10 protein-coding genes are annotated in these 12898 nt (G+C 41.9%); 5 read left to right on the top strand and 5 right to left on the bottom strand.

All coding sequences use genetic code 11. From position 1 onward, the window contains the following. Positions 1-140: 140 nt before the first annotated feature. Both E1163_RS08855 and guaB read right to left on the bottom strand, forming a co-directional pair. Positions 141-2717: a T9SS type A sorting domain-containing protein gene (locus E1163_RS08855; protein ID WP_155171081.1), complete on the bottom strand. Its 2577-nt coding sequence runs from the start codon at positions 2715-2717 to the stop codon at positions 141-143. A gap of 181 nt (positions 2718-2898) precedes the next feature. After that, positions 2899-4368: an IMP dehydrogenase gene (gene guaB / locus E1163_RS08850; protein ID WP_155171080.1), complete on the bottom strand. Its 1470-nt coding sequence runs from the start codon at positions 4366-4368 to the stop codon at positions 2899-2901. A 140-nt stretch (positions 4369-4508) separates the two neighbouring features. Here guaB and E1163_RS08845 point away from each other — a divergent pair, with 140 nt between their 5' ends. From E1163_RS08845 to E1163_RS08835, 3 genes are all read left to right on the top strand, one after another. Further along, the gene (locus E1163_RS08845; RefSeq protein ID WP_155171079.1) at positions 4509-5183 is read left to right on the top strand and encodes a septal ring lytic transglycosylase RlpA family protein; all 675 of its coding nucleotides are present in this window, start codon (positions 4509-4511) and stop codon (positions 5181-5183) included. Between the two features lie 72 nt (positions 5184-5255). After that, positions 5256-7073 (top strand): glycoside hydrolase family 15 protein, encoded by a 1818-nt coding sequence (locus E1163_RS08840; protein WP_155171078.1) that lies wholly within the window; start codon positions 5256-5258, stop codon positions 7071-7073. A 165-nt stretch (positions 7074-7238) separates the two neighbouring features. Next, positions 7239-8786, top strand: coding sequence for a tetratricopeptide repeat protein (locus E1163_RS08835; protein ID WP_155171077.1), 1548 nt, complete (start codon positions 7239-7241; stop codon positions 8784-8786). 7 nt (positions 8787-8793) lie between these two features. Here E1163_RS08835 and E1163_RS08830 read toward each other — a convergent pair whose 3' ends face one another. Then, entirely contained in the window at positions 8794-9540 is a 747-nt protein-coding gene (locus tag E1163_RS08830) for a toxin-antitoxin system YwqK family antitoxin (protein WP_155171076.1), read from the bottom strand. 29 nt (positions 9541-9569) lie between these two features. After that, on the bottom strand, positions 9570-10967 hold the full coding sequence (locus tag E1163_RS08825) for an FAD-dependent oxidoreductase (protein ID WP_155171075.1): 1398 nt from the start codon (positions 10965-10967) through the stop codon (positions 9570-9572). Between the two features lie 83 nt (positions 10968-11050). On the opposite strand from E1163_RS08825, the gene pnuC reads away from it, so the two are divergent. After that, on the top strand, positions 11051-11698 hold the full coding sequence (pnuC, locus tag E1163_RS08820; protein ID WP_155171074.1) for a nicotinamide riboside transporter PnuC: 648 nt from the start codon (positions 11051-11053) through the stop codon (positions 11696-11698). Beyond that, positions 11662-12204: an AAA family ATPase gene (locus tag E1163_RS08815; protein WP_155171073.1), complete on the top strand. Its 543-nt coding sequence runs from the start codon at positions 11662-11664 to the stop codon at positions 12202-12204. Before pnuC ends, E1163_RS08815 begins: the two co-directional genes overlap by 37 nt. 20 nt (positions 12205-12224) lie before the next feature. On the opposite strand, the gene E1163_RS08810 is transcribed toward E1163_RS08815, so the two are convergent. Beyond that, the gene (locus E1163_RS08810) at positions 12225-12884 is read right to left on the bottom strand and encodes a lipoprotein signal peptidase (protein ID WP_155171072.1); all 660 of its coding nucleotides are present in this window, start codon (positions 12882-12884) and stop codon (positions 12225-12227) included. Positions 12885-12898 lie beyond the last annotated feature (14 nt).

Raw genomic sequence — 12898 nt, 5'->3', positions numbered from 1 at the left:
GATAGGACACATTTGAAAATACTGCTGTTTAAAACATTTTTCATAGATATGGGGATATTTAACAAATAACGGTATCATATATAAAAAACAAAACCCACTTTCATCAAGTGGGTTTATTAATTACAAAACAAATTCTGATCTTATTCTACCACAAAGTATCTACTGACGGGTTCGGGCAGGTTAATTTTAACCAAATACACTCCACGAGATAATTTTCTCTGAAAATCCAGCCTTATTTCGGGACTTTGGGTATTTACAACATTTTGATAAACGGTTCTGCCTTGCAGGTCAGTTATGCTTAGAGGTACTGATTCTATATCATGTACATCCATAATAGACAGGGTTATACCTTGACCATCTGAAGGCACAGGAAAAAGTTTAACCAATATTTCTGATTTGCGGTCATAATCCACTTTTACTAAACGGGAGTAGCTTGTGGTGCCATCATAGTCGGTTTGCTTCAACCTGTAATATGAAGTACCTGCCAACGGATTATGGTCAAAGGTTAAATATTCGCTTTTCTCATTGGTGGTTCCTTTGCCTTGTATGATATCGACTTCGTGAAAATGTGTCAGGTCTGAAGATTTTTCAATTGTAAAAAAGTCGTTATTCAGTTCAGAAGCGGTTTCCCACAACAGTTTTACTTTATCATTAGCCAGTTGGGCATCAAAATATGTGAGTTCAACTGGTAGGGGACTATCCCCACCTTCTATACCAAATGGAGAAAATGAATTCACTCCTGCAACAGATACGCTATATGGATCCGAACCGGAGGCCGCAGCGCTACCTATGACTCCCCACATTGCGCCATCATGATGAATAATGTTGACGTCCGTGCGGTTAAAACCGGTAAGTTCGTTACCTGAGTTCCATTGAAAATTCAGGGTTACATCAGACCCTCCGGCTACTGCTTCATTGATAAACCAGGTTCTGTCCACCACCTGCGTCGTAGCCGCCGTACCGGTAGCACAACCTCCTTCTTCATAAATGCCAGAGCAAATCCGTACGCTGAAATTATCCGCCGTTCCTGCATTTGTGACAGAAACCGGCGTGTAACTGGTTGTACTCAACCCTACAGGAAACGACACGCTTCCTGTCTTTCCTCCTGCACCTATATTATTTTGCACCAAAGCACCGCTTCCATCAGTAAGAATATAACTGCCACTGCTACCTATTATTGAAGCCGAGTTTCCAAGGGTAAGGTTGAAGTTACCCAGCGAGATATACCCGGCATTCATATACAGGACTCCGCTTAGGTTAGTATTTGCCTGCAATACTTTGCTACCAGAGCCATCAATGGTCAAATTATTATACTGAACCGGTATTACAAGCTGGTCACCAAAACCTTCATATTCAAAAAGTCCGCCCGCAGATAGTATGGTGTTGATATCTGTATCGTAGGTTCCTACGTAATACCATGCCCAGGTGCTTCCTCCCAAATTGTTAAAATCACTCCCGGCATCAATATTTACAAAATTTCCATATTGATTAAGGACTCCGGTATTGTTTATGGTAAGATCTCCATTATTGAGGTCTACATCTCCTCCTATATCTATCCGCCCCGTATTACTGAATAAATTACCTGTGTTACCTGTTGCCAGTGTAAAATTATTAGTAAGGAAAATCGTACCATTATTAGTAAATGTTGCATTGTCAGCATTAAAATCGATCTCATCGCCAATGGTCATTGTTCCGGACAAGTCATTGGTAACTGTACCTGAAGACCAGAGGTTGAGACTGGTCGTGAGGTCAATATCTCCATCTCCACTGATATTCAAGGCATTTGTACCAAACATATAAACCCTGTCGATATCAAAAACACCTCCACTGTTTACTACTAGCTGACTGGTACCAACTCCACCTTCAAAATCCAGGTCTGCATCGGTCTGACCGTTTTCATCAAAAGTACCTCCACTATTTACGATAAAGATCCCATCAGACATCATGTTTAGCTCCACATAGGCATTGGTATATCTGAACGTTCCCGTATTGTCAATGGTAACATCGTTAACGGAAGCATCCTGATTCAGATTGACCGTCATACCGCCTCCAATATTTAACTGAGCAGTTTCGTTGGGCACACATCCACAGGAAGCACCTCCATAACCAACCCCTGACCAGATGGAGCCATCATCTATGTCTCCATTAGCAACAGAATAGAGAGAGGTGGGTGTGGCAGCCTTTACGATGACATTATCTATAGTATGATTTTCATTGTTATTCAGGAATCTTACCACAAGTTCCAGGCTACTGCCGGAGACTGTGGCCGTTGCTGTTGCACTAGAGAAATTACCACTGAAGTCTCCAAACATTACCTCAGGGCCACCATCCAGTTTATAATACATTCTGACATAATCACTTGATTCGGCATCGTCATATTCAAAAGCATCGATAGAGATTGAGGTACTTCCCAGGATTGTAAAGGATCCTGTATACCAAACTGCTTCAGTACCTACGGAAAAGGCCGTTAAGTCTTCATAACTGGAATTAGAATCTACTTCCAAAGAACCTGAAGAACCTTGTATAGTATTCCATGGAGAGTCATCATTGTCACTGGTAGCTCCATCAGGTTGGGTATCAAACCTCTCAATATAATAATCCTGGGCCAGGACTAAACGAGGTATTAAACCAACTATTAAAGAAAAGCAAAATACAATGCTAAAGGGAGCGGAGTTAATCCGGTGTTTTTGGGTGCAACTATTCTTAGACAATTTCATTTTTTGGGGCTTAGTAGATAATAGGTTGATTATTAGTTGTATACAAAAACTAAGGTTTGGGTAACTGCTTTACAGTTTTACCAAACCGTCAAAGCAAAGAGGAACTTCTTTGCTTTGACGATAGTATATCTACGAAATATATGAAATTTAAGCGATTTGTCGCAAAAAAAAGAGGTAAAAATTACCTGCTGTAGTTAGGGGCTTCGCGGGTAATGAAGATATCGTGAGGGTGGCTTTCCTGAACTCCGGCGGCTGTAATTTTTACAAACTTAGCGTCCTGAAGCTTTTCAATGGTGGCTGTACCACAGTAACCCATACCAGCCTTAAGCCCTCCTATAAGTTGATAAAGCACTTCTGATACCAGGCCTTTGTATGGTACACGTCCGACAATACCTTCAGGTACCAGTTTTTTAATATCATCTTCGGCATCCTGGAAATATCGGTCTTTCGAGCCTTCTTCCATGGCCTCCACTGAGCCCATACCTCTGTATGATTTAAATTTTCTGCCTTCATAAATGATTACTTCACCAGGTGCCTCTTCAGTACCTGCCAATAATGAACCAATCATTACACTGCTGGCACCACCGGCCAGGGCTTTTACCACATCTCCGGAAAAACGGATACCTCCATCGGCGATCACTGGCACACCACTTCCCTTAATAGCTTTTGAGGACTCATACACTGCGGAAAGTTGCGGCACACCTACACCGGCTATTATTCGTGTAGTGCATATACTACCGGGCCCTACACCTACCTTAATAGCATCAGCACCTGCTTCCACCAAGGCTTTGGCAGCTTCTCCTGTAGCTACGTTTCCCACAATCAGGTCCAGCTCCGGATAAGCTTTTTTTACTTTCTTACAAGCATCTATCACCCCTTTGGAATGGCCATGGGCAGTATCTATACTGATCACGTCAACACCGGCAACTTTAAGGCCTTCAATCCTTTCAAGTATATCTGGTGTTACGCCTACAGCAGCGCCTACACGCAACCTGCCATATTCATCCTTGCATGCGTTTGGCTTATTTCTCTTCTTGAGAATATCTTTATAAGTGATCAGCCCGGTCAGTATACCGTCTTTATTCACTATGGGGAGTTTTTCAATTTTGTATTTCTGAAGTATATCCTCAGCCTTCTCCAGACCTATGTTTTCTTCAGCCGTAATAAGATCATCTTTCGTCATGATCTCGCTTACAGGTGTACTCATATTTTTATGGAACCTCAGATCACGATTGGTGATAATTCCTATAAGCCTTTTATTCTCATCTATAACCGGAATACCTCCGATTTTATACTCACGCATAATATGTTCGGCATCCTGTACATTGGAATTGATGTTCAGTGTAATCGGGTCCAGTATCATACCACTTTGAGACCTTTTCACTTTTCTAACCTGCTGGGCCTGGGCTTCCTTAGACATATTCTTATGAATAAACCCGAGGCCTCCTTCCAAAGCCATGGCTATTGCCAATTCAGCTTCTGTAACGGTATCCATAGCTGCGGATACTAAAGGAATATTTAAGCGAATGTTTCTGGTTAACTGGGTAGAAGTGTTGGTATCTCTTGGAAGTACTTCAGAATAACCTGGCTGAAGCAGCACATCATCATAGGTAAGTGCCTCAAAAATGAACTTGGAATTGTCTAGGGACATAGCAAATAAGCGTTTATGTTATTTGCCGGACAAAACTACAGAGATTCACTAATATAAAAAACGAAACGATTAGAATAAATTTAGCCCCAAAATTGTGCTTCTCAATAAATGCTTCTAGTTTAACGCAAATTTTTTATCAGATGAGGCTTATCATACTTTTTACCTTTTGTTTTCAGTCTTTCCTTTATGCCCAACAAGAGCAGGGAAAAGCATCTTTTTACGCCGACAAATTTGAAGGCCGCCCTACTGCAAGCGGTGAGAAATACAGGCACAATAAACTCACTGCAGCGCATAGGACACTTCCTTTTGGCACTGAGGTAAAGGTCACCAACCTCAGTAATAATAAGTCTGTTACTGTTCGTGTTAATGACCGGGGACCGTTTGTGAAGGGCAGAATAATTGACCTCTCCAAATCTGCCGCCCAAAAGCTTAACTTTATCCGTCAGGGAACCGCAGATGTAAAGTTGGAGATAATAAGTGTGGAAGGCGCAACGGTCGACAATATTGAACCGGATATTGCCAGTATTCCTGAAAATGTGAGGTATTTCAGTCTAAAAATGGATACGGTTGAGCGAAGTGGTTTTGGGATTCAGATAGGTAGTTACAGGGAGCTCGAAAACCTCATTAATGCTGCATCTGATTTAAAGCCTTCATATGCTAAGGAGGTAACTGTAAAACAAAAGGTTGTAGACAATAATAATATATATTCACTGATCATTGGGCACTTCCAAAAAAGGGAAGAGGCTGATGCTTTTAAGAGAAAGCTCCAGAAAAAACATCCTGATAGCTTTATAGTCAGTTATTCCTCATTCTGACTTTTAACGGGCAAACATAAGCCGAAGGCTCCTGTTATAACTACTAAAAAGCATAATAACAGAAGCTTAGTAATGAAATACCTGCCCATTGAAGACTATGGAATTATCGGCGACTTAAATACAATAGCCCTTGTTGGTATCAACGGGTCTATTGACTTCATGTGCTTTCCACATTTTGATTCCCCTTCCGTATTTGCGTCCCTTTTAGATAAAGAAAAGGGGGGCTATTTTAGCATTTCCCCACACTTTGATGAGAGTCGCAATAAGCAACTCTATTTGCCCGATACAAACGTGCTGCTTACCAGATTCCTTTCGCCTGAGGGAGTCGGGGAAATGACAGATTTTATGCCTGTTGAAGATTTATATGAAGGTAAAGCGCTTATAAGAAGAATTACCAATATTCGTGGGCAGGCTACCTACTATATGGATTGCAAACCGAGGTTTGACTATGCGAGGTGCAGCCATACCGCTGAGGTAGTGGATAGCAGAACAGTATTATTTCATTGCAAAGGCAACAATGAGCTTACGCTTCGCCTGCAAAGTACGGTAGACCTTGAAACCCAAGGGGATGATGTTCGCGCAGTATTCCAACTGGATCCGGGCGAGACTGCTGATTTCATTCTTGAAATACAAACCAACAAGCACCCGGAAAAGGATTTGAACCAACTTGTTTCGAGAGAACTTACGGAGACCGTCAATTACTGGAAAGAATGGACGGGCATATCCAAATATGATGGCCGCTGGCGAGAAGTAGTAAACAGGTCTGCACTGGTACTGAAGCTGCTAACGTCCTACAAATATGGTTCAATAGCAGCCGCCCCTACTTTTAGTCTTCCTGAACATCTGGGTGGTAACAGAAACTGGGATTATCGTTACTGCTGGATCAGGGATTCATCTTTCACTCTTTATTCGCTGATCAACCTCGGGTATACAAAGGAGGCCGCCAATTTTATCAATTGGATTGAAAACTTATGCCAGGATATTGACACTCCCGGTGGGTTGAAACTTATGTACACTATTGATGGCAAAAAGGAGATGGATGAAAAAATACTGGACCACATGGAAGGATACCGGGGCACATCTCCTGTAAGGATAGGCAATAACGCTCACACACAGCTTCAACTGGATATATACGGAGAGTTAATGGACTCCATCTACCTGTTCAATAAATATGGCGAACCTATCTCCTACGACTTTTGGAAGAAAATCGGAGGGCAGATCAATTGGGTGAGCAACAACTGGGAGCAGCCTGATGAAGGCATATGGGAAGTACGTGGCGGAAGAAAAGAATTTCTGCACTCCAGACTTATGTGCTGGGTAGCCATAGACAGGGCCATTAAGGTATGTGAAGGTCGTTCGTTTCCATTAAATCCCGAGTGGCGAAGGCAGCGGGATAAAATATTCAACTCCATTTATGACGACTTCTGGAATGAAGACAGGCAGTCTTTTGTACAATACAAGGGTGCCAGCACTGTAGATGCTGCCCTTTTACTTATGCCCTTAGTCAGGTTTATCAGCCCTACCGACCCCAGATGGCTGTCCACGTTGAAAGCCATTGAAGATGACCTTGTTTCAGACGCTCTGGTATACAGGTATCAGCATGAAAAAGCTGCGAAAGACGGCATGAAGCATGGAGAGGGGAGTTTTTCCATGTGCTCTTTCTGGTATGTGGAATGCCTGGCGCGGGCAGGTATGCTCCAAAAAGCGCGACTGCTGTTTGAAAAGATGATAGGCTATGGCAACCATTTGGAACTGTATGCTGAGCAGTTAGGCTTTCAGGGCGAGCATTTGGGCAATTTCCCTCAGGCATTCACTCACCTGGGGCTTATCAGTGCCGCCATTAACCTCGATGAACAATTAAACAATCTGAGAAACCGCAAAAGAGATTAGCTTCCTGTTAATTTTCGACCAACCTGAAAACCTCCGTAGCAATGATCGGAAAGTAAAACATGCATGTGAAGCTTGCCTCAAAAGTCACCCGGGTTTGATAAAAGAGCCTTTTGGATTTTATAATTAAACTTTAATTAGCTTATTTGGGTTGAGTACAATAAGCAGATGAAGAAGATATTTTATTTTTTGCTGTTCATAACAGCTTTCCCCGCTACCGGTCAGGATTCTCTTGTATTTTTTAATGACCTCAATTTTAGTTCTGAATTTGAAGCCTACGCATTTGACGAATACTTTAAACATGGCCGGCAGAATTATCTGGCTTTGTTTCTGGCTGCCAATCCTGACATGAAAAAGAGCCTTTTTGATAAGTATGATGCTACATACAGGTCGAGGATTAACAACATTGATATTGCCAGGTTAAGTAAAAAGAAGACAGAGAAAAAAATTAAGTCACTGTATGAGGATGTTCATGAACAGTTTTTGACCAAATACGAAACACAAAACGACTTTAGTAGCATTTTTTCCAATGGCTACTACAATTGCGTATCCGCTTCTGCTTTGTATGGCATTATCTTTTCTGAATTTGACATTCCCTACATCATAAAAGAAAAGCCAACCCATGTATATCTCATAGCTTATCCGGGATCAGAAAAAATACTGGTAGAATCTACTGATCCAAGTGGAGGCTTTGTAACCTCCAGCGATCGCTTTAAGGAGGCTTTTGTGGAGCAAATGACCAATGCTAAACTTATTAGCGCCGAAGAAGCTAAAAGCAAATCTGTAAACCAGCTTTTCGATGAATACTATTTTTCAGACCCTGACATTACGCTAAAAGAACTGGTGGGTATCCAATATACCAATCATGCCTTATATGCACTTGAAAATAACGATTTTAAAAAGGCTCACCAACTCCTTGAAAAAGCCTACCTCTTTTATCCTGCGGACAGAGTGATCACCTTGTTGACTGCAGTAAACATAGATATCATTCAAAAATCTGACTATGCTGAACCTGAGGATATCGTTCTCCTGGCCAAGCTGGCCCGGTTTACAGAGCATGGTATTTCTCATGATATGATCATTGGCGAATTTAGCCGGATCAATAATACCCACCTGATCAACAAAGGTGATGCTGCTACTTATGAAAAGTACTATGATCAACTGGTATCATTATTAGATGATGCCGAATTGAAGCATTCTATCAGCTATCTCTATAATTATGAAAGGGGTCGTGTGCTCTATAATCAGGGGAAATATGATGAATCACTGCCTTTTTTTACTCAGGCATATGAATTGAAACCGGATAACCTGGAGGTTAATAATGCCATGGTTTCTGCAATTGCTCAAAGTCTCAGATTCGAAAGCAATAATAATCTCATCATTGAAAAGCTGGAAGGCTTCGGCAAAAAGCACCCGAAACTTATGGACAACAATGTGTTTAAAAGTATGCTGGTTAATTCGTACCTCATTCAATGCGGACAGTCGTATGATCTGCAAAACATCAATGAAGCATCCAAATACAGGAATTTGTTTGAAGAGCATTATTCCCGTGACTTAAATATAAATGCCGCAAATATTGGCCGGGTTTACTCTCTTGCTGCCGTATATTATTTCAGAAAAGGTCATACCGCTAAAGCTTCAAACCTTATATCAAAAGGCCTTGAGTACGCTCCGGGAAACTATGAGCTGCTTATGAGACAAAAAATGATCAGGTAAATAGTCTTTAACCTCTGTTTTCAATGGCAAGGTTATGCTTCTTCTCAAGCACATAAGGATTGCCGAGCTTGGTCTCAACTACAGCAATGATGTTTAGTTCCTCCATCATAAACATACCTGGTCCTATGTTATACTTGAGGTCCAGCACTCCCGGTCGCTGTGGCTTAACCATAGTAGCACTTTCGGAAATACACCCGTTACTATCCAGATCGCCAATATAGTAGGTCACTTTCCGGGAATTATCCGATATAGAAATCCTTAGTATAAACTCATTGGACTTCAGCATGTTATCGATCTCCCTGATCACTATTTTCGGATAAGATTTTTTAATATCACCATTGAGCAGGTATTCTTTCAGGCCTTTGCAAACCACACCCTTATTATAGGGTACTTCCGCCGCCAGCCTGCCGTCCATGCGATATTTTTTGCGCAGGCCATGAATCTTCCCATTCTCGTATGGCGTTACCTGGTAGGGTTTACCATTTTCATAATAGGTGGTCACGTCGCCGTGCTTTACATTATTTAAATAAGTGATCTGCTGCCGAAGCTGGCCGTTTTTATAGTAGCTTTTTGCCAGTCCGTTCTTTTTGCCATTCTTAAAGTTTATCTCTGTTTTCAACGAACCATCCGGCCGGAACTGCTTTACCAGCCCCTCCTTTTTCCTTTTGCCTCCTTTTGAATCTTTTCCCCCTCCGTCACAGGCCACCGTACCAAGCAGAATAATAAAAAAGAATAGGTAAACTGATCTGTTCATAATGTATAAATTCAATGTTCTCTCCAGATTTATTGCGGCTGTTCTTCCTGAATGTGGGTTATAATAGTCTGAACCGTTGCAGCACCAGAATCAAAAGCTCCATCCAACGTACCGTACTTTACACTCGCAGCTTCCCCGGCAAAGTATACTTTGGTGTCTATATCCTCTGCCAAGGTGGTGCGGTCTTCATCCGAACCTCCCACAAGTGGGTATGAGTATCCTCCCTGTATATTTTCTTCGCCAGTCCAATCCATCCTAATTAACTCGCTGATGTCATTGTTCAAGCTGGCCTTGCCATCAAATATATTATCCAGATCATTGAGAATGGTAGATTTTAAATCTTCATCGCTTAATACCCGCAATATCTCTGCATCCTGACCAAACACCTCTATCATTAGCGTACGATTGCTCACACTTAGCTCGGGGCCCACACTGGTGTATACAGGCACCACGTTGCCTCCGTATATTTTATAAGTATTTAGCCCCCAAAAGTTCTTGTTGAATTTGATAAAAACTTTGAACGCTGCATCCATACCAATTCTGCTTAAAGCAGCTTTTTTCGAATCTGGCAAAGCAGGCACAAAGTTTATACTTCCACTTTTCAATATGGAAACAGGTACAGTCACTACAACCTTATTACCTAAAAAGCTTCCATTGGTTGTTTCTACAGTAACCTCTTCTCCGCTATAATCAATGGATGTGACACTGGTGTTAAAGTGAACACGCTCAATAAGATGATTAAAAACAGAAAAGAATATATCTTCTAAAGGATTATTGGCCAGAGCTATGGCTTCGTTATTTGCGGGTAAATTGAGCGAATTTTTGATTCCATTGATTCCCGCTTTGTTAATATCCGTCCCCAGAGGATCTGCTGCCTGTCCTTCTATAAAGCCATAAACGGATACATCCAGCCCGGCTTCCCGAGCAGCCTGGAGGATGGTTTTATCATCGCCGCCATAGGCTGGTATATTATTGATAAAATTCTGGGCTGCAACAAAGTCTGCATGGTTTTGCCAATCAGCAGCCGGCAATGCCTGACCGTTGAAGAAAAAGATATTCTCCCGGTCTGTACCTACCTGAACGGTATTGAGGTTTAATTCTTGTATACGCTGAAGAAAGAGCGAGTCCTGGCTTTTTAAAACGTCAGCTCCAAGCTCAACAGGGAAATCGGCAAACGACCTTACGGATTTAACCCTTCCGCCAATGCGGTCACCAGCCTCCAGTATGACTACATCAACTCCCTGACTTACCAGTAAATCGGCCGTATAAAGTCCCGCAGCCCCGGCACCGATAATAATCACTGTACCATCGTAGTTAATGGCAGGTTTTGGCTCTTCGTCGTCTTTACATGAGGTAAGGAGCGAGGGTAAAAACAAACCGGCTGAAACACCTATACCCACTCCTTTTAAAGCTTTTCTTCTATTCACTTTGATCAGATTAATAAATTATTGCCAGCCTGACTGCTGCTAAAATAATAAATAAAAAAGATATATTTGCCGCTTCCACTATTATGGAAAGTATACTGCAACAAACCATAGAGTACATCACATCCATGGATCCCTACGAAGCAACGGGATTAATTTTTGGTTTGCTGGCTGTAATATTCCTGATCAAAGAAAATATTCTCACCTGGCCTTCGGGGATTATTTATGTGCTGGTATCGCTGGTCGTATTCTGGAGGGAAAAACTTTATGCCGATTTCGCGCTGCATATCTTCTTTTTGATCCTTAATATTTATGGTTGGTGGTATTGGGTGAAAGGGAAAAAGTCATCTGATACTGATGACCAACCCTTAGATACTTCCGAAAGTGAAGAAGTGCCTGTCACGCATACCTCAACCCGCATACTGGTACTGTTGATACTAATTTCTGCTATCGGCATCCTTTCTATGGGTTATCTTCTGGAAACCTACACGGATGCATCACTTCCATACTGGGACAGTACCACCACAATGCTGAGTTTCGCAGGCATGTGGCTGACTGCCAGAAAGAAGATTGAAAACTGGCATTTTTGGTTTGTGGTAGATGTATTGGCTACAGGGGTTTATTATTACAAGGGCATACATTTTTATTCAATATTATATTTGGTATATATCGGTTTAGCGGTTTCAGGATATCTGGCATGGAGAAAGACGATGAAAGTACAGACAAGTCTGTAAAAAAGGTAGTGGTAATTGGCCCGGAGTGTACGGGCAAGTCAACGTTATCCTCAAAACTGGCCGAGCATTATAACACTTGCTGGGTAAAGGAGTATGCCCGACAATATATTGATGAACTGGATCGCCCCTACGAAGCTGATGACCTGCTTGCAATAGCACGGGGACAACTGGCAAACGAGGACAAGCTGGAGACTAAAGCTAACGGTCTGCTTATTTGCGATACTGATCTTATTGTGATTAAGATCTGGTCTGAATTCAAATATGGCTTCTGCCATGAAGAAATATTGAATGAAATAAGAACACGAAGGTATGACCTTTACCTGCTGACCCATATAGACCTTCCCTGGGAGCAGGATCCTCAGCGGGAAAACCCACACCTCAGAAGCTATTTCTATGATCTGTTCAAAAGCACATTACAGGAGCTCAACCTTCCATTCATGGAAGTTAAAGGTGAATGGCCTGAAAGGAAGCAGACCGCCATTAAAGCCATAGATAAGATCCTTTAACTCCTGACGTACTGTATGTATTAAGAAACTATAACTTCTTTGCTCTCTTTATCAGTGTGGTCTTCCTCGTGTGAAGTATCTGTAATTGTACCCTGGTCATCGCGATCCTTAAAAAACTTCTTTTGAAAGATAAGGATCAGAACTACACCTATAAAAATGGATGAGTCTGCTATGTTAAATACAGGACTGAAAAACAGGAAATAATCACCTCCTACGAAGGGAACCCAGTCAGGGTAATAGCCATCAAATAATGGAAAGAAAAGCATATCAATTACCTGACCGTGAAACCATGGGGTTGGAGACCCGGCTGGGGCATTGTCAAGAAAAACCCCATAAAACGTACTGTCTATTACATTACCTACTGCTCCTCCTAGGATCAGTCCCATACACCAAAGCAGTCCGGGCTTAGCTTTCTTTCTGAATAAGTAATAAATATAGTAGCCAATCCCAACCATAGCTCCCAACCTGAAAAGAGTCAGGAGAAGCTTGCCATACTCGTGGCTGGACTTAAGGCCAAAGGCCATGCCGGGATTAAGCAAATAATGAAGTTTGAACCATTCGCCAAAAACATCTATCTCCCCCATGGTGCCCATTTCCATATTGAAATGAACGAGCAACTTCACAACCTGGTCCAGAATGATGACTCCCAGGGCCAGTATATAATATTTATACAACTTCATTATGCTTCAATTTT

The sequence above is a fragment of the Fulvivirga kasyanovii genome (assembly GCF_009711405.1).
GTDB lineage: Bacteria > Bacteroidota > Bacteroidia > Cytophagales > Cyclobacteriaceae > Fulvivirga > Fulvivirga kasyanovii.
Note: the sequence above shows the minus strand (reverse complement) of the source record. Positions and strands in the feature narration are given on the sequence as shown.

Bases quoted from the DNA above. Each gene is read 5' to 3' on its own strand.
- E1163_RS08810 (WP_155171072.1), bottom strand. From the start codon at position 12,884: ATGAAGTTGTATAAATATTATATACTGGCCCTGGGAGTCATCATTCTG.
- E1163_RS08855 (WP_155171081.1), bottom strand. From the start codon at position 2,717: ATGAAATTGTCTAAGAATAGTTGCACCCAAAAACACCGGATTAACTCC.
- E1163_RS08840 (WP_155171078.1), top strand. From the start codon at position 5,256: ATGAAATACCTGCCCATTGAAGACTATGGAATTATCGGCGACTTAAAT.
- guaB (WP_155171080.1), bottom strand. From the start codon at position 4,368: ATGTCCCTAGACAATTCCAAGTTCATTTTTGAGGCACTTACCTATGAT.
- E1163_RS08845 (WP_155171079.1), top strand. From the start codon at position 4,509: ATGAGGCTTATCATACTTTTTACCTTTTGTTTTCAGTCTTTCCTTTAT.
- E1163_RS08830 (WP_155171076.1), bottom strand. From the start codon at position 9,540: ATGAACAGATCAGTTTACCTATTCTTTTTTATTATTCTGCTTGGTACG.
- E1163_RS08815 (WP_155171073.1), top strand. From the start codon at position 11,662: ATGGAGAAAGACGATGAAAGTACAGACAAGTCTGTAAAAAAGGTAGTG.
- pnuC (WP_155171074.1), top strand. From the start codon at position 11,051: ATGGAAAGTATACTGCAACAAACCATAGAGTACATCACATCCATGGAT.
- E1163_RS08835 (WP_155171077.1), top strand. From the start codon at position 7,239: ATGAAGAAGATATTTTATTTTTTGCTGTTCATAACAGCTTTCCCCGCT.